This is a genomic window from Acidovorax sp. (assembly GCF_046291265.1).
In the GTDB taxonomy this organism is placed as follows: Bacteria; Pseudomonadota; Gammaproteobacteria; order Burkholderiales; family Burkholderiaceae_C; genus Acidovorax.
The window spans coordinates 1-17,815 of the sequence record NZ_JBKBTV010000056.1; the positions used below are offsets into that span (position 1 = coordinate 1).

The 17,815-nt window shown below is 64.7% G+C and carries 15 protein-coding genes; 9 read left to right on the forward strand and 6 right to left on the reverse strand.

What is annotated here, in order from left to right:
* Together ACK41V_RS18185 and ACK41V_RS18190 are read left to right on the forward strand one after the other, a co-directional pair.
* Positions 1-564, forward strand: a 564-nt coding sequence (locus ACK41V_RS18185) for a thiazole synthase (RefSeq protein WP_409784335.1), incomplete at its 5' end; no start/stop codon positions are given.
* Positions 557-1,495: a thiamine phosphate synthase gene (locus ACK41V_RS18190; protein WP_409784337.1), complete on the forward strand. Its 939-nt coding sequence runs from the start codon at positions 557-559 to the stop codon at positions 1,493-1,495. The genes ACK41V_RS18185 and ACK41V_RS18190, both read left to right, overlap by 8 nt.
* A gap of 100 nt (positions 1,496-1,595) precedes the next feature.
* Here ACK41V_RS18190 and ACK41V_RS18195 read toward each other — a convergent pair whose 3' ends face one another.
* Positions 1,596-3,794 (reverse strand): hypothetical protein, encoded by a 2,199-nt coding sequence (locus ACK41V_RS18195; RefSeq protein WP_409784338.1) that lies wholly within the window; start codon positions 3,792-3,794, stop codon positions 1,596-1,598.
* A gap of 72 nt (positions 3,795-3,866) precedes the next feature.
* On the opposite strand from ACK41V_RS18195, the gene ACK41V_RS18200 reads away from it, so the two are divergent.
* From ACK41V_RS18200 to ACK41V_RS18220, 5 genes are all read left to right on the forward strand, one after another.
* Positions 3,867-5,390 carry a 3-hydroxyacyl-CoA dehydrogenase gene (locus ACK41V_RS18200; protein ID WP_409784340.1) on the forward strand — a complete coding sequence of 508 codons (1,524 nt, stop codon included), beginning with the start codon at positions 3,867-3,869 and terminating at the stop codon, positions 5,388-5,390.
* A gap of 234 nt (positions 5,391-5,624) precedes the next feature.
* Positions 5,625-6,404 (forward strand): oxepin-CoA hydrolase, alternative type, encoded by a 780-nt coding sequence (locus ACK41V_RS18205; protein ID WP_409784342.1) that lies wholly within the window; start codon positions 5,625-5,627, stop codon positions 6,402-6,404.
* 181 nt (positions 6,405-6,585) lie between these two features.
* Entirely contained in the window at positions 6,586-7,305 is a 720-nt protein-coding gene (locus ACK41V_RS18210; protein ID WP_409784344.1) for a Crp/Fnr family transcriptional regulator, read from the forward strand.
* A 17-nt stretch (positions 7,306-7,322) separates the two neighbouring features.
* Positions 7,323-8,408, forward strand: a complete 1,086-nt coding sequence (locus ACK41V_RS18215; protein ID WP_409784346.1) for a phosphotransferase — start codon at positions 7,323-7,325, stop codon at positions 8,406-8,408.
* Between the two features lie 48 nt (positions 8,409-8,456).
* Positions 8,457-9,731 (forward strand): acyl-CoA dehydrogenase family protein, encoded by a 1,275-nt coding sequence (locus tag ACK41V_RS18220; RefSeq protein WP_409784347.1) that lies wholly within the window; start codon positions 8,457-8,459, stop codon positions 9,729-9,731.
* A gap of 124 nt (positions 9,732-9,855) precedes the next feature.
* On the opposite strand, the gene ACK41V_RS18225 is transcribed toward ACK41V_RS18220, so the two are convergent.
* Positions 9,856-10,662 (reverse strand): hypothetical protein, encoded by an 807-nt coding sequence (locus tag ACK41V_RS18225; RefSeq protein ID WP_409784348.1) that lies wholly within the window; start codon positions 10,660-10,662, stop codon positions 9,856-9,858.
* Between the two features lie 86 nt (positions 10,663-10,748).
* Between ACK41V_RS18225 and ACK41V_RS18230 the strand changes: the two genes are divergently transcribed.
* The gene (locus ACK41V_RS18230) at positions 10,749-11,393 is read left to right on the forward strand and encodes a hypothetical protein (protein ID WP_409784372.1); all 645 of its coding nucleotides are present in this window, start codon (positions 10,749-10,751) and stop codon (positions 11,391-11,393) included.
* Positions 11,394-11,504: 111 nt separating this feature from the next.
* Here ACK41V_RS18230 and ACK41V_RS18235 read toward each other — a convergent pair whose 3' ends face one another.
* The 3 genes from ACK41V_RS18235 to ACK41V_RS18245 form a co-directional block, all read right to left on the reverse strand.
* Entirely contained in the window at positions 11,505-12,524 is a 1,020-nt protein-coding gene (locus ACK41V_RS18235; protein WP_409784374.1) for an asparaginase, read from the reverse strand.
* A 22-nt stretch (positions 12,525-12,546) separates the two neighbouring features.
* On the reverse strand, positions 12,547-15,093 hold the full coding sequence (locus ACK41V_RS18240; RefSeq protein ID WP_409784350.1) for a penicillin acylase family protein: 2,547 nt from the start codon (positions 15,091-15,093) through the stop codon (positions 12,547-12,549).
* A 141-nt stretch (positions 15,094-15,234) separates the two neighbouring features.
* Complete coding sequence (locus ACK41V_RS18245; protein WP_409784352.1) at positions 15,235-16,164, reverse strand: FHA domain-containing protein; 930 nt, start codon at positions 16,162-16,164, stop codon at positions 15,235-15,237.
* A gap of 269 nt (positions 16,165-16,433) precedes the next feature.
* Between ACK41V_RS18245 and ACK41V_RS18250 the strand changes: the two genes are divergently transcribed.
* The gene (locus ACK41V_RS18250; RefSeq protein WP_409784353.1) at positions 16,434-16,784 is read left to right on the forward strand and encodes a hypothetical protein; all 351 of its coding nucleotides are present in this window, start codon (positions 16,434-16,436) and stop codon (positions 16,782-16,784) included.
* A 36-nt stretch (positions 16,785-16,820) separates the two neighbouring features.
* On the opposite strand, the gene ACK41V_RS18255 is transcribed toward ACK41V_RS18250, so the two are convergent.
* Positions 16,821-17,804, reverse strand: coding sequence for an LD-carboxypeptidase (locus tag ACK41V_RS18255; protein ID WP_409784355.1), 984 nt, complete (start codon positions 17,802-17,804; stop codon positions 16,821-16,823).
* Between the last annotated feature and the right edge of the window lie 11 nt (positions 17,805-17,815).

Sequence of the window (17,815 nt, forward strand, 5' to 3'; positions counted from 1 at the left end):
CACAGCGTGCAGGAAGCCATCACCACCGCGCAGATGGCGCGTGAGGTGTTCAACACGCCCTGGATCAAACTGGAGCTGATTGGTGACGACTACACCCTGCAGCCCGATACCCTGAACCTGGTGGGCGCGGCGGAACACCTGATCAAGGAAGGTTTTCAGGTGCTGCCCTACTGCACCGAAGACCTGGTGCTATGCCAGCGCCTGGTAGACGTGGGCTGCCAGGCCGTGATGCCCTGGGCAGCCCCCATCGGCACAGGCCGCGGCCCTGTCAACCCGTATGCCTTGCAAATGCTGCGCGAGCGCCTGGATGTGCCCATGCTGGTGGATGCGGGCCTGGGCCTGCCATCCCACGCGTGCCAGGTGATGGAATGGGGCTATGACGGCGTGCTGCTGAACACCGCCGTGGCTCTGGCACAAGACCCTGTCGCCATGGCTGGTGCGTTTGCCGATGCGGTCAACGCGGGTCGGGCGGCCCGCCACGCGGGCGCCATGTCGGCACAAGATGCAGCCCAGCCCAGCACCCCCGTGCTGGGCACCCCTTTCTGGCACCACGCCAATGCATAACACCCACGATACCAACGATACCCACGACAGCGACGCCATGGCGCAGGCCATGGTTGCGCACCATGCGGCCACGTTTGCGGGCTTTGGGGCAGTGCAGGCCCCTGCCCCGACATCCCACGAACCGGTCTACCTGGCCGCATTGAAGGCCTGCAGCACCTTGGGCTTCATCGCGCACGACGCAGAGTGTCTGGCTCAGGCCTGGCAAGCGCAATCGCTGCGCACCGGCACCTTTGAATCAGTGCAGTGGCCTGATCAACCCGAAGACTTTGGCCTGCAACCGGTGCCACGTGCGCAGGCCTTTGCACCGTGCCCGCAGCAACTGGGCCTGTACGCCGTGTTGCCGGATGCAGCCTGGGTGGGCCGCATGGCCCGCGCGGGTGTCCCCACGGTGCAACTGCGCTTCAAGTCCACCGACGCAACTGCCGTCGAGCAGGAAATTAACGAAGCCGTGCAAGCGGTGCAAGGCACCGACGCGCTGTTGTTCATCAATGACCATTGGCAAGCAGCCATTGCCGCGGGTGCCTACGGCATCCACCTCGGCCAGGAAGATCTGGACGCGCTGAGTGCGAATGAACTTCAAATCCTGCGCTCATCGGGCCTGCGCCTGGGTGTCAGCACCCACGGGTATGCCGAAATGGTGCGCGCAGATGCCGTGGGGCCGAGCTATATCGCCATGGGCGCCGTGTACCCGACCACGCTCAAGAAGATGGCAACCGCGCCGCAGGGTGTGGGCCGGCTGGGGGTGTACGCGCGTTTGCTGCGTCACTACCCCCAAGTTGCCATTGGCGGCATTGGGGGCGAACAGTTTGCACAGGTGTTGGCGACCGGTGTGGGGTCGATCGCAGTGGTGCGCGCTTTGGTCAACGCGCCTGACCCTGAAGCCTCGGCTGCGCAGTTGATGCGCCAGATGGAGCCTGCAACAGGGCGCTAAACAAGAAGCCGCGCCACGCAAGAGCCTAGAACGGATTGAGCGCGGGTGCGCGATTGGGGTAACCCAGGGAGCCCGAAATTGTCACGTCCGAGCGCGATGGCTACTTGGGTTCCGTCTTGCGCTGTTCCAGCTCAAGACGCAGCTCCACCAGATCGTTGTCCATGCCAAACCCCACCGCCTGCCCCGCAGCGGGCGGAGAAGTGACGGGCACCGCGGGCAGATCACCGAGCGTGAGGTGGGGCGTTGCCTCGGCCTCAGACAGGTCGAGGTCCAGCGGCATGCCGCGCGTGGTGAGAGGGTCCAGCACTGCCGGCGCGGTGGTGCCCTTCATGGACTCGGCCACCTGCGCAGGGACAAGGTCAAAGTCAAACTCCAGGCTGGCGGCGAGGGAGTCCAGCGGCAGATCCTCTTTTCTTCTGCCCACCAAGGGCGTCGCTGTGGGTTCTGCCACGAGTGTTTCTGTCCGCGGCGGTGCCAGCGGCGTGGTGCGTTTGCGTGGCGCAGGCTCGCCGCGCGCGCTGGCGGGCGTGGTCTGCGCAATGGACAGCAGCAGCAGCAGGTCGTCATAGGCCGCCATGTCAAACGGCTCTACAGCTTCTGCGCCGGTGCGCCGGAACAGCAGCTTTTCCAGCAGCAACAGCACGTTTGGCGAGGTCCATTCGGCTTCGATGTCTGCCAGCGAATCCGTGTAGTGGTAGAGCATGCGACCCGTGCGGTGGAAACCCGTGAACTCCGGCACCTGGGCGTTGAAAGACAGCATGAACTGCTTGCGCAACTGCGTGAACTCGTCCACCCGGCTCAGGGTGTGATACAGCCGCAACAGCTCCAGGTACGCCAGGGGCGAGGTCTCCCGGTGCTGGGCGATGTGTTTTCTGAGCACCTCAATGGCTTGCTGGTGCTCCCCCACGGACACAAAAAATTCCGCCTGCTGCTGAACGTCGAACAGCTCCTCAGGATTGACGATGTGCAAAGCCGAAGCTGACGCGGATGCCGACGCCGACACCGGGACGGCAGCGGGCGGCCGAGGCGGTGCCAATGGGGTGGCGGGTGGGGACACGGTCGTGGGTGTCAACGCCGCAGCCCCGCTGACGGCAGGGGATGTGGACACAAAACGCTCGTGCACCGGCACCGGCGCCGAAATCGGCACCATCCCCGAGGGTGTGGGCTGCGCGTCCGACGACATCCACGTGTCGCCGGGATGGGGCGACAGGCCCATGGCGGCGTCATGGGCAGCCACAGCCTCGCGGTTCCCCAGCGCCACAGAGTCACGCCATGCCTGCACCGCTTTTTCGGACGCTTTGCGCAGGCGAGCCCATGTCCATGCCGCCACCAACAGTGCCAGCAAAAGCAAACCACCCAGCACATAGACCACCATGGCCGGGAACCGCTCTTGCTCGGCACGCGCCAGCTGTTGCTGCAGTTGCACCGCGGCCGCACGGTCTCGATCGGCCTGCGCCTTCAAGGTTGCTGCGTCGGCTTCCAGTTTCTTCAGGCGGTCACTGTCCTGTTGGACATCCTGGGGCTGCGCGTTGAGTGACTTCCACAGCGCAGCCGCTTCGTCGCGCTGCGCCGAGGGTTGGTCGGACGGAGCGGCCAACAGCTCCTGCGAGGACCGCAAGGCCACCGGGCTGTCGAGCCAGGTATCCAGAGGTTCCACCACAAGGCGGGAGCGCACAGCGGGCTGGGGCGCAGCGACCGCTGGTTTAGGTGCAGCACTGGGCCGTGCAGAGGGGCGAACAGGCGGACGCGCCTGTGGTTGCACCCGGGCAGGCGGTGGCGTGGAAGGGGCCGATGCCGATCGCGGCGTCACCGGCGCACCCGCTGGGTCCGACTGTGTCACCCGGGGCGCAAGCGCAGGGCCGAGCGCGCCGTTGGCAGCCGGCGGCAGGCGCGTCACGTCCACTGGCGATGCAGACCGCGCAAGCGCTGCAGGCAGCTCTGAGAGAAAGGTATAGGTCCGCGTGGTTTTGCCAGTGCAGCCCGCCGTCAGCGTGACGGTGAGCACCGGCTCATCGACCGCCACAGCAGCCTGTACCCGCACCGCAGATGCCCGGCCGCGCATTTCGGGAACGGGTGTTACACGCACCCTGCTGTCGCCAATGGGGGTGTCACCCGACACCAGCGAAGCCACAACACACGACGAAGCCACATCCGATCCGGTGTCAGGCTGCACCTCAAAGGTCAGATCGACGGGGGCGCCCAGCACTACCGCACCCCTGCTACCACCCAGCGACAGCGCAGAGGCTCCAGTAGCAACCACCCACAAACCGGTCCCAAAAATGGTGTTACGGATATTCACAATATGTTCTGGTTTTGGTTGCGGAGATTCTTGCACATAAGTCCCGCCCAAGGCCACAGCCATAATGACGCTATGAAAATTCAGTATCCCAACATCGCCATCGTGGGCACAGGCGCCATGGGCCGGGGCATTGCACAAATTGCAGCCCAGGCTGGAAGCCAGGTTTTTCTGCTGGACGCCAACCCCGGTGCCGCTGCCATCGCCCAATCTGCACTGCAAGAGCAATGGGCCAAGCTGGTCGCCAAAGGCCGCATTGACGAAGCCCAGGCCAACGCGTGGGGGGCCAACCTCCATCCTGTGGAAACGGTGAACGACCTTGCCCACTGCGATCTCGTCATCGAGGCCATCGTGGAGCGTCTGGATGCCAAGCAGACATTGTTCTCGCAACTCGAATCCGTGGTCCGCCGAGAAGCGGTGCTCGCAACCAATACCTCGTCGCTTTCCGTCACCGCAATCGGTGCAGCGCTCAAGCACCCTGATCGCCTGGCCGGATTTCACTTCTTCAATCCGGTGCCTCTGATGAAGGTGGTGGAGGTGATCGCTGGCCTCAAAACCAACCCCGCCATCTGTGCCGATCTGGCCGCCTACACCCGACAAATGGGGCACACCCCGGTGCAGGCGCAAGACACCCCCGGGTTCATCGTCAACCACGCGGGCCGTGGCTTTGGCACCGAGGCCCTGCGCATCGTGGGCGAAGGTGTGGCCGACTTTGCCACCATCGACCGCATCCTGCGCGACCAGGTGGGCTTCAAACTGGGCCCCTTTGAGCTGATGGACCTGACCGCCCTGGACGTATCACACCCCGTGATGGAGGCCATCTACCGCCAGTATTACGACGAACCCCGTTTTCGGCCCAGCGTGATCACCGCGCAGCGCCTGGCAGGTGGCGTGTTGGGCAAAAAGGTGGGCGAAGGCTTTTACCGCTACGCCGAAGGTGTGGCGCAGGTGCCCCCCGAAGCTCCCGTGCCTGTGGTGGAGAACATCCCTCCGGTGTGGGTCTCTCCCCGCGCCGCACGGCGCGCCGAGCTGTACCAATTGCTCAAGGACCTGGGCGCCACCGTAGAGACCGGGCAGTCGCCGTCGCCCCATGCGCTGACCCTGGTGGCGCCGCTTGGTTTCGATATCACCACCGTGGCCGTCGTCGAACGGCTGGACCCCGCCCGCACCATCGGCATCGACATGCTGATTGACGACGCGGCCACCAAGCGCCGCGTGCTGGCCACCAACCCCGCCACGCGGGTGGACATCCGCAACGCGGCACATGCCCTGTTTGCGCGCGATGGCAAACCCGTGAGCGTGATCCGCGACAGCGGCGGGTTTGTCACCCAACGGGTGGTGGCCACCATCGTGAACATTGCCAGCGACATCTGCCAACAAGGCATCTGCAGCCCGCGCGATCTGGAAACAGCGGTCACGCTGGGCCTGGGCTATCCCCTGGGCCCACTGGCCATGGGCGACCGGTGGGGCCCGACCAACATCCTCGAAGTGCTGTTCAACATGCAGACCGTCTATGGCGACACGCGCTACCGCCCCAGCCCCTGGTTGCGCCGCCGCGGTGCCATCGGCCTGAGCCTCACGCACGTCGAAGAAGACTGATTGATTCGGCACATCCCCCTGAGTCGCTTCGCGCCTTCCCCCTTCTCTCGAATTGCTGCGCAATTCGGGAAGAGGGACGCAGCCAGTGCACGCAAGTGAAACGCGGCTGCGCAGCTTGGCGGCCCTTGCACGGCTGCCTTGGCTTGGGCTGCGCCCTGTTCGATACGCTGCGGACGATGCGTAGCCCCGTAAAAACCCGACAACAGCCGTCTGAACCCTTTACCCGGAGACAAGATGCCCGCAGAACTCCTCAGCACCAGCCAGGGCCAGACCCTGATCCTGACCCTCCGCAACCCGGAGCGGCGCAACGCGATTGATCCAGCGATGTATGCGGCGGGCGTGGAGGCCTTGGGTGGGGCCGAAAGCAGCGCAGACATTCGCAGCGTGATCATCACCGGTGCCGACGGGATGTTCTGCTCGGGTGGCAACCTGCAGCGCCTGCTGGCCAACCGCCAGGAGGCGCCAGAGGTGCAGGCCCAAAGCATCGAAGGGCTGCACAACTGGATCGAAACCATCCGCACCTACCCCAAACCCGTGATTGCGGCGGTAGAAGGCGCAGCCGCAGGCGCAGGCTTCTCGCTGGCGCTGTCCTGCGACTTCATCGTGTCGGCACGCAACGCGGTGTTTGTGATGGCCTACAGCAACGTGGCACTGTCGCCTGACGGCGGCGCCAGCTGGAGCCTGGCGCATGCCCTGCCCCGCCAGTTGGCCACCGAGATCCTCATGTGTGGTGACCGCATAGGGGCAGAGCGCCTGCACGCAATGGGGGTGGTCAACCGCCTGGCCGATTCGGGCCAAGCCCTGGAAGCCGCACTGGCCTTGGCCGAGCAGCTCAATGCGCGCGCACCAAACGCCCTGGCAAGCATCAAGGAATTGCTGGCAGAGGCCCCGCACAACAGCCTCACGCAGCACCTGGGGCAGGAGCGCAATCACTTCGTGAAGAACCTGCACCACGCCAACGGCGGCGCGGGCATATCCGCCTTTCTCGACAAGCGCGTACCCCGCTACGAGTAGCCCGCCCCGAGGTGATATCGAGCACCTCACATCGCCCCACATTCAAGGCCCTGCGCGCTGCCCACAGCGCCCAGGGCCTTTTGCATGGACAACGCGCAGACACGCAGGTGACAACCCTGAGGCTGAATCGCGGTCCCTGACGTGACAATGGGCCTGTTACTAGTCACCCAAAAGACAGGCCATGGACGACCCGATTCTTACTATCGAAGAACGTGAAGCGATCAACTCAGGTCGCTGGTTTTCATCACTCTCACCTTCACTACGCCACGACATCCTCCGATGTGCATACGTCAAACGCTACAAGGACGGCGGCCTCATCGCCGCACGCGGCGATCCGCCCGAGGAGTGGATTGCGTGCGCCCGGGGCGCAGTGCGGGTGAGCTCCACGTCCATCTCGGGCAAGCAGATCACGCTGACGTATGTGGAGCCCGGCATCTGGTTCGGCGATGTGGCGATCTTCGATGGGGACCGGCGCACGCACGACGCTTATGCGCATGGCGACACCACCATCCTGTGTGTGGCCAAAGCGGATTTCAAGAAAATTCTTGCCGCGCACGTGGAGTTCTACGAAGCCATGCTGCGGCTGCATGCGCGGCGCATTCGCCAGCTGTACGGCTTGGTGGAAGACCTCAACACCCTGCCCTTGCGGGCGCGGCTGGCCAAGCAACTGGTGCACCTGGTGCGCAGCTACGGCATACCCAGCCTGTCGGATGGAAGCGAGATGCGCATCGGACTGCAACTGGCGCAAGAAGAGCTGGCGCAACTGCTGGGCGCATCGCGCCAGCGGGTGAACCAGGAACTCAAGGCCATGGAGCGCGAGGACGCCATCCGCATCGAACCGGGCGGCCTGGTGGTGCGAGACCGCGACGCCCTCATGCGCATTGCTGAAACCGACAACTGAAACACCTGCACCCCTCCATGAGCAATTTCGACCACTTCGTAGGCACCCGACCTGTTTCCGATCAGCATGCTTTTGACATCGATGCGCTGACCGCCTGGCTCGCGCAGAACATGCAAGGGTTTGTCGGGCCACTGACGGTAGAAATGTTCAAAGGGGGGCAGTCCAACCCCACGTACAAGCTCATCACTCCGTCGATGAGCTATGTCATGCGGTCCAAACCCGGGCCGGTCGCCAAGCTCTTGCACTCGGCCCACGCGATCGAGCGCGAGTTTGCAGTGATGAGTGGTCTGTATGGCACCGACGTGCCCGTACCCCGCATGCACGTGCTGTGCGAGGACGAATCTGTCATTGGCCGCGCCTTCTACATCATGGAATGCATGCAGGGCCGCGTGTTGTGGGACCAGTCTCTGCCGGGCATGTCGCCATCCGAGCGCGGCGCCATCTACAACGAGATGAACCGCGTGATTGCCGCGTTGCATACCGTCAAATTTGCAGACCGGGGTCTTGCCAGCTATGGCAAACCCGGCAACTACTTCGACCGCCAGATTGGCCGCTGGAGCAAGCAATACATAGCGTCGGTCACGCAGCCCATCGACGAGATGGACCGGCTCATGGAGTGGTTACCCGCCCACATGCCCGCCAGCGCGCGCGACGAAGGCCATGTGTCCATCGTGCACGGTGATTACCGGCTGGACAACCTCATGTTCCACCCCACCGAGCCGCGCGTTATCGCCGTGCTGGACTGGGAACTGTCCACGCTGGGTCACCCCTTGGCCGACTTCAGCTACCACTGCATGAGCTGGCACATCCCCGCAGCGATGGGCCGCGGCATTGCGGGCCAGGACCTGGTGGCGTTGGGCATCCCGGACGAAGACAGCTATATCCGCGCCTACTGCGAACGCACCGGCATCACCACGCCCGAGGCACTGCGTGCGGACTGGAACTTTTACCTGGCCTACAACATGTTCCGCATCGCGGCCATTCTGCAAGGCATTGCCAAACGCGTGGAGGCAGGCACGGCCTCCAGCGCACAGGCCAAGGCCTCCGGCGACACCGCGCGGCCCATGGCGCAACTGGCCTGGTCGTTCGCGCAACGCGGCTGAAGCTGCGCCCCGCACAACGACACCCCTGATTTTTAGACGGAGACCCCCATGGACTTTGATTACTCCCCCAAGACCAAGGAACTGCAGGCCAAGCTGCTTCAGTTCATGGACGACCACATCTACCCCAGCGAGGTTTCGTACAAAAACGAGTTGGCGGCCAATACGGTGGCGGGCAAACGCTGGACGGCGCTCAACACCATTGAAAATCTGAAACCCAAGGCGCAAGCTGCGGGCTTGTGGAACCTGTTCTTGCCCGTCGACAGCGCTGCGGCCTCGGGTTACGACGGCGCAGGCCTGACCAACCAGGAATACGCACCGCTGGCTGAAATCATGGGCCGTGTGCCATGGTCCAGCGAGGTGTTCAACTGCTCCGCGCCCGACACCGGCAACATGGAAACCATCGCCCGCTATGGTGACGATGCCAACAAGGCTCGCTGGCTCAAGCCCCTGCTCGAAGGCAAGATCCGCTCGGCCTTTGCGATGACCGAACCCGACGTGGCCTCCAGCGACGCCACCAACATCGAAACCCGCATCGAACGCGATGGTGACGACTATGTCATCAACGGCCGCAAATGGTGGATCTCCGGCGCGGCCGACCCGCGCTGCTCCGTGTTCATCACCATGGGCAAAACCGACCCCGACGCGCCCCGCCATTCGCAGCAAAGCATGGTGCTGGTACCGGCTGACGCCAAGGGCATCACCATCATCCGTCCGCTCAATGTGCTGGGCTACGACGACGCGCCCCACGGCCACGTGGAAATGACGTTTGAGAACGTGCGCGTGCCGGTCACCAACATTCTGCTGGGCGAAGGCCGCGGGTTCGAAATCGCCCAAGGCCGCCTTGGCCCTGGCCGCATTCACCACTGCATGCGACTGATCGGCCTGGCCGAACGCGCGCTGGAACTGATGTGCAAGCGCGCCAGTTCGCGCATCGCCTTCGGCAAAAGTGTGGCCCAGCAGACCGTGACGCAAGAACGCATTGCCGAAGCGCGCTGCAAGATCGACATGGCCCGCCTGCTGACCCTGAAGGCCGCGTGGCTGATGGACGTGGCGGGTAACAAGGTCGCCAAGACCGAAATCGCCATGATCAAGGTGGTGGCCCCGAGCATGGCCTGCCAGGTGATTGACTGGGCCATGCAGGTGCATGGCGGCGGCGGCATGTGCGACGACTTCCCGCTCGCATCGGCCTATGCCAATGCACGCACGCTGCGCTTTGCAGACGGCCCGGACGAAGTGCACCGCAATGCGATTGCCAAGTGGGAGCTGGGCAAGTACGGCACCTACGGCCGCGATGCGGGCGTGCCGATCACGCGTGGTAGTTAATAGCTCCCCCTGAGGCGCTACGCGCCTTCCCCCTGAGGGGGACGCCACCAGTGGCCTGGCCGAGCCAGTTCCACGGTGGCACTGGCGTTACGCGCGCCAGTTGCAAGGCCCACAGGCTCTTAGCTCAGGCCGAATCCGGCCCCCGCGACAGCTGCGGCGGGGGGAGGTTCTGCAAGGCGCCTTGCGCCGCAGCCAGCAGCAGCTGCGTAGCCTGGGCGATCTCTGGCAGGCTGCGCCGCGTGTGTTCCATGCGCAGGTAGACCTTGCCCCGCGCCAGCATCAACAGCAGGGGTGATTCGGCCCGCGCGGCACCGCCCTCACCTTCCACAATGTTGAGTAGCTGCGACACCACGGGTGCGTGGATCCACCGCTGCGCGGGTTCGATGCGCTCGGCCACCACGGCAAAGTGGCGCCGAAAGGATGTGGGCAGTTCAGGCCAGGTCACTTCCTCATACATGGCGAGCCAGCGCATTTCTTCGGGCAGGCTGGCGTCGACCGTGGTCTGCAGCGTGTCGGTGATGGCGTTGTAGGCGTTGCCCTCCAGGGCCTCCTGCAAGGGGCGATTAAGCACCATCACCGCCGCGTCGGGGTCGGCGCCCATGTCGGCGCGGCCGCGCAGCTCAAAGCCTCGCACATAGTCGCGTGTGGCGGTTCCAGATTCCAGCCGCCATGCATGGCCGCTCAGTTCGCCGCCCAGATCAAAATGTCCTTCGGTGGCCTGCACCACGATGGCAAGCTGCTGCGCCGCGGCCCAGCGCGCCACCTCCTGGTTGGAGACCGGCTTGGCGGCAGACGAACCGCCCGAGGGGTGGAGGGCTTTGCGGAGGCGATCAAACATGGCGGGTTCGGAGCACAGGGCTCCGCCGTAGTCGCGGGTATGGGCATTATTGGGGGCATTGGCCGCCACCGCAAACCGGTACGATGGCTCCACCTGCCGATCTCCCCACTCACACCGTGACCCGCACCCTCCGCCCCTCCCCCTCATCCACGCAGTTCAACCCGTTGCGCCGCCGCCTGATGGCAGGTGCTGCAGCCACTGTGTGCAGTGCCTTGTTCACACCCGCTGCCCATGCAAGCCCTGGGACCGGGGCTGTTGCAACCGATACCTGGCCACCCGCCGAGGCATCGACCAACACCCAAAAACTGGTGCGCTGGGCCATAGACACCGCAGACCACCGGGGCATGCCGTTTGCCGTCATCGACAAACCCGCGGCACGCATCCACGTGTTTTCGGCGCGCGGGCAATGGCTGGGCAGCGCGCCGGTGTTGCTGGGCGCGGCCCTTGGCGACCGGTCGGCGCCCGACATTGGCACCCGGCCCCTGTCGCAAATCCGGCCAGAAGAGCGCACCACGCCCGCGGGTCGTTTTGTGACCGAACCCGGCCGCAACTTGCGCGGGGATGACATTGTGTGGATTGACTACGACTCCGCGGTATCGCTGCACCGGGTGCGCAGCGTGAGCGCTTCAGAGCGCAGGCTGCAGCGATTGGCCAGCCCGGGCGCCCGCGACAAGCGCATCAGCTACGGCTGCGTGAACGCGCCCGAAGCGTTCTACAACCAGCTCATCGCCCCGCTGTTGGGCAAGGCCCCGGGCGTGGTGTATGTGTTGCCTGATACAGAGCCATTTGCTACTGTATTTATAGCTGCTAGCGCTTACCAGTAAAGCGCCAGAGGCACTTTTTGCTTATATTTTACCGACATCCATCGCGGAGATTGTGAATTGCCTGTGTCGTGAGCCCAGGTGCACGCAGGTGCGCGCAATCGGTACCCGACCTCACACCCCTGCACGCTGCAGCGTAAACACCGCCCGCCGCCCGCCCACCCGTAGGCCGCGCGCGTTGACTATGTCAGGCGCCCTGCGGCGTGCCAAGGCCTCGCGCTGGGCGCCGTCCAGCCAGCCCAGCTGGTCCATCACCTCGACCGCCGCGGCCACCTGCGCCACCATATTGCCGTCCATGATCTTGAGCGCAAACGCCTCGCCGCGGCTGCGGCTGCCCACCACCTGCACGCCATCGGCGCCAGTTTTGGACACCCAGTCGCCCCGACCGACGCGCATGAAATCCTGGTCGTGCCGACCTGTGCCCGAGCCCAGCTCCGGGCGGGACACCATCGCGTCGGCCAACTGGGTCAGGCTCTCGTCCAGATCGGTGTCGGGCGCGCCACCGGCCAGGCGCGCATAACCCCGCGCCAGATGGGCCAGCGGCATGGCGTAGTTGGGCGCGGAACACCCATCGGTGCCCGCCGCCAAATCCTGCGGCGACATCCCCACAGCCTGGGCCACGCGGTCACGGATGGCCACCTGCAGCGGATGGTCGGGCGCCAGGTGGTCATCCTGCGGCAGCCCCTGCAGCACGCAATACGCTGCAAAACCTGCGTGTTTGCCACTGCAGTTGTTGTGGCGCTCGTCCGCCACAAACCCCGCGGGAAGCTCCAGCCCCGGCAAGCCCATGGCCGCAAACATGGGCACATGGCAACCGCAGCGCAAGGCTTTGTACGTCAGGTCCACGCTGCCCAGCATGCGATCCACCTGTTCTACATGCATGGGCTCGCCGTTGTGACTGGCGCATAGCAACGCCAGGTCGGCCGCGCCCCATCCCAACGCGCTGGCACCACCCGACTGCATGAACGGCAGCGCCTGAAAAGCCTTGATGGTGGAGCGCGTGAAGGTGACCGTGTACGGGTCGCCGACCCGGGCCAGCACCTTGCCATCCCGGTTGGCCACGGCCACCGCACCCCAGTGCTGGCACTCCACCAAGTCACCGCGTGTCACTTCAAACAAGGGGACAAATTGCATCGTCATCACGGTTTCTCAGGGTTCAGGGGGTTGCGGGTGCCAGCGTCAGCTCATGCGCCCAGCGGGCGGGCTGGCGCTGAAGGGCGCGGTAGCCGGTCTGGGCCCAAGTGGTGCTCATGTCGCGGTAGCGGGGGGAAAACACCAAGCCGCTTTGCCCGGTCTGGTAGATAAAACGTGACTGCTCCAGGTCCGCCAGGTCGTACACCGCGCGCAGCGATGCCGCGTGCCGGTTCACAAAGGGGCCCTTGGCCTCACCTGCGTTGTACTGACCCACATTGACGGTGTAAGAGTCGCCATGCGATGGCACGCTCACATCAAAGAACCGGGCCAGCGCGGCCACATTGCCAAACGGACGGTGTGCGCTGAGCGCCGGGTGGGCCGCGCCCCAACGCCATTGGGCCGGGTCCGCACCGTAAGCGGCCTGCAGGCGGTCCAGCGCGCGGCCCAGGGCTGCGGCGGATTGGTCGGCGCAGGTGGTTGCCTGGCACCACCAAGTGTCGTTGCGCTCCAGCATGCCTTCGATGCCGGCGCGGTAGTCGCGTTTGCCGTAGGTCGCCGTAAACCGCTCTTCGCCGATGCGCGGAATGATCAGGCCGCGGGCCAGTTCATCCGTCCATGCCGCAAACACCAGCGGCGCGGCGGTGTTCGCGTCCATCACGCCGTCAAATCCCTTGAGCTGCGCCTGTGCAGCCGCGGCGAGTGGATGTGTGGATTGCGCCTGCAGCAGATGCGGCAACAGGCGGCGCGTGGCGAGCGACGTCACGTCGCTGTGGATGGCCTGCATGCTCTGGGCGTCGTGCTTTTCGGTCGCTTCAATCAGTTGAGCAATGCGCTCATAGCGGTAGGGCAGCGCCCAGTCCTGCGTGAGGTAGTGCGCGAAATCGGGCGCCGTGATGCGTTGGTTGGCGGTGGCCACCCAGCCCTTGGCGCCGTTGTCCTCAGGAGTCTGGTCGTATGGCAACCAGCCCTTCCAGTCGTAACGCGCCTCCCAGCCGGGTGACGGCGCCACACCGCGGATGTCGTTGGCGGCATCCCGCAGCGGCACACGGCCCACGGCCTTGAAGCGGATGTTGCCCTGGTCGTCGGCCGCCACCACGCTTTGCATGGGCGAGTGGTAGTGCGACAGCGCCTGGAACAGCTCGTCCACTGTCTTGGCCTGGTTGGTTTGCAGCCCGGCCAGCACCGTCTGGTTGTCGGCGTCCAGCGCGCTCCAGCGCAGCGCCAGCACGTATTTGCCCAGGTCCAGCACATCGGCATGTACCTTTTGCGCGTCGCTCAGCACCGGTCCATGCCGGGTGCTGCGCGCCTGCAGCACCACATCCGCAGCGCCTTTGACACGAATGGTCTCGGTGCGCACCGTGAACGGGGCCCAGCCTTCATGCGTGCGGTACTGCGAGGCATCGGTGGGGTTGATCTGCTCCAGGTACAAGTCCTGTACATCGGGGCCGGTGTTGGTAAAGCCCCAGGCCACGCGGTCGGTGCGCCCCAGCACCACAAACGGCAGGCCGGGCAAGGTGGCGCCCACCGCGTCGATGGCACCAATGGGTGTTCCGTCAGACGCCTTGCCCGCGGGCGACTGCATGCCGGCAAAGTACCAGATGGCAGGCGCAGACAGGCCCAGGTGCGGGTCGTTGGCCAGCAGCGGCTTGCCGCTGACCGTGCGGGTGCCCGCCAGCACCCAGTTGTTGCTGCCCTTGCCGTCGTTGGTGCCCGCGTTGCGGGTGAGTTCATCGGACCAGGCGAGCATGCCCGCGCTGATCTGCCGGGACAAAGGCCCGTCGCGGTGCGCAGCATCTGGCGAGGTCTGCGCTACCGGGTCCACGCCCCCCGGGGCACCAGCAGACGCTCCCGATCCATTGGCGCGGTACACCCCTAACTGGCGGTACAGCGCAGCCAGATCCGCCGATGCCGCAGGCGGCTCGCCAGGGTACGGCGGCATCAGCTGCCACAGGCGGTCGGTGTCCAGGGTCTTCGCAACCGACAAGCGCGCAAACTCGTTGCCCCAGTTGCCACCCAAATCCAGCGCCATCATCAGCGCCCAACCCACGATGTCTTCGGGCTCCCAGACCGCACCCGCGTCGCCACCGGGCTTGACGCCCAGCACATGGAACTCGGGCGACAGCGCCTGCGGGCGGTCTTTGTGAAAAGCATGAATGCCCTGGCTATACGCCTGCAAGGCTTCTTTGGCATACAGCGGCAGGCCTGCGTATTGGCGGCGCGCCGTGCCCATGATGTCCAGCGAGCGCATGAGTTTGTCGGTCTCGACCGTGGCCTCGCCAAACACCTCGGACAACTGTCCGTGCATCACACGGCGGTTGAACTCCAGCTGCCAGGTACGCTCCTGCGCATGCACAAACCCCATGGCAAACCAGACGTCTTGCGGGGTTTGGGCGCGGATGTGGGTCACGTCCGCGCCGTCGCGCTGCACACGCACCACATCGCGCAAGCCCGCCACACTGAGCTTGCCGTCCACCACCGCAAAGCTGCGCTGCACGTACACCGCAGCGCCCGTGCCCGCCAGCAGCACCGCCACCACCAGCCCAACGGCTGTCCGCTTCATCCACGCCATGTTGTGTGTCTCCTGTTGTGTTGTTGTGTTGTTGGTTCCAAGGCCCGGGCCGGGTTGCGGCGCAATAAGGCCAAGGGTGACGAGCCGCCCCCCCCGGCGTTACTACACGCAGCGCACAGCGCCTACGCTCAGCGCAAGGCCTCAGCCCAGGTGTACGCGGCTACCCGCCACATGAAAGTTCATCACGGGCGCGCTGGGTTCTTTGAACGAAACGCCCAGCGCAATCTGGCCCGTGCCGTGCAAAATGCAGGCGTCCCGACGCAGCCGCACCGGTGAATCGCTGCCATCAAAACGCACCCAGGTGCCAAAGCTGCTCATGTCGGTCAGCACAAAACCGCTGTTGCGCCAGTCGATGCGCGCATGCAGGCGCGACACCCGGGGATCGTTGATGCACAGCTCTGCGTCGGTGGCCCGGCCCACATGGACGGGGGCATCGGACGAGGTGAACGACATGTCCACGCCATGCCATGAAAACTGGATCTGCCCCAGGATGGGATCTGCTGGCGCAAAACTGCTGATCAGGCCCGCCTGCATCGTGAGGGAGTCGGGTGCTTCGTTCTCGCGCCACTCCACCTGGTACAGCATCAGCAGCTCGGTTTTGCCCCGAATTTCCATCATGCCGAGCTTGCGGTACCAGACATCGGGTGCGGCGCCTGCCAGCAGCACGGCGGTCTCGGTGGCCCAGATTTCGGCGGGGCCTGCACGCTCGCACAGGCGGGACGCTACGTTGACGGCATCGCCATAACAATCGCCGTCCACGTCCACCACATCGCCGCTGGCGACACCCACCCGAATGTCCATGCGCAGCGGCTGGGGCCACCGATCCAGCCGGGCCTGGTGCTGCCGGAGCATGGCCGTCATGGCCGTTACAGCGCTGGAGGCATCGCCAAAAATGCCCAGCACGCCATCCCCCAGCTTCTTGACCACGCGCCCGCCATGAGACTCGACGGAATCGCTGATCCACTGGGTGACTTGGGTCACGGCCTCGGTGGCGCGCTCGTTGCCCAGCGTTTCGTACAACGAGGTGCTGCCCGATATGTCCGCAAAAACCACCGTTGACAACACACTCATGAACGGAGGCCTGTGGGTAACAACATGCGAACGAGTTTAGTGCAAGCCGAATGGAGACGCACGTTCTAAAGCGTCAACAATTCTTTGCGGATGTTTGGCAAAGAAATGCCGTTCGTCTACTCGATCTCTGCCGCTAAACCAGTAAAACTTGGCAACAAACGGCTTTTGCGTGTTGTCTTTATGCAAATTCAGGAGCACGCCTCTTGTGCCAATGCTCGCTCCCGCTTAACTTGGCCGACCCTGTTACAAATTCAGCATTGCACCACTCCATGCGCTGGAACAAGCCCAACATCCGCAACAGCCTGCACGACCTGCTAGGCCGTGACAAACCGTCTTCGACGGCGTGGGTGCGCGACCAGGGGCTGGAGGACATTCGCCGCGTCATGCTGCAATGTCTGGCAGGCGTGTCCGGGTGCGAGGTGGCCCGCATGAACATGCGGCTGCGGTATGCAGGTGACATCGAAGCCTTGTGGTACCTGCGCACTGACCTGTTCAACACGCTGATTCCCCTGCGGGGCCAGGCCGATGCGCAAAGGGTTCTGGACCATGTCACCCCGTTGTTTCAGGGCCAACTGCCGCTCTCGCTGCGCGCGCCGCTGATGCAGCACGTGCACCTCTGACGCGTGCGCGGCACTTCGGTCACTCCCCTCAGTCGGTCAGTGCTGGTGACCCCAGTAGATCAGCGCATCGCGCTCCTCTACAGACAATGACACCGTGGCGCCCACGGGCAACAACACCTTGGTCTCGACATGCCCGAACGGCAGGTTGGTCAGCACCGGCGCCTTGATCTGGGTGCGCAGCCAGTCCACCACCGACTGCAGTTTGTAGCCCTTGTCATGCGGCGCCAGCATGTAGTTGGTGAACTGCCCCAGCACCACTGCCTTCTGCTGGGCCAGCACGCCTGCATGCAGCAATTGGGTGAGCATGCGTTCGATGCGGTAAGGGTGTTCGTGCACGTCTTCGATGAACAGCACGCCTGCCTTGATCTGGGGCAAATACGGCGTGCCCACCAGCGATGCCAGCACCGCCAGGTTGCCACCCCACAGCGTGGCGCTTTTCACATAGACATTGGGCACGGCGGGCTTGCCCGTGGCCGCGTTGGGCTGCTCCTTGTTCATGCGCCAGCCGGTGCCTTCGCCGTGGCCGGTCAGCAGGTCGTCAAAACACGCTTCCATGATGTCGTCGGGTTCGCCCTTCACACCAAAGTCCGCCCCGAGCGACGGACCCGCCCAAGTGGTGGCACCGGTCTTGGCCATCACGGCCAGCTGAAAGGCGGTGAAGTCGCTCACGCCCACAAAGTGCATGCCCTTTTCAATCGCCTTGGCCACCGCCTTGTAGCGGATGCCCGGCAGGATGCGTGACAGGCCATAGCCCCCGCGCGAGATCAACGCCACGTCGGCGCCGCTGGCCGCAGCGCGGTGAATGGCGGCAAGGCGGGTGGCGTCATCGCCCGCAAAGCGGGTGTGCGTGGCCAGCGCATCCTCGTCCACCTCCACCTCATGGCCCTGCGCCTTGAGCCGGGCAATGCCGCGCTTGAAGGCCGCCTTGTCGCGTACGGCGCTGGAGGGCGAATAGATATAGATGTGTTTGGGACCATGGTCGTGGTCGCACTGGGAATGGTCGTGATGGTGGTCGTGCAAAGCGCTCAGGC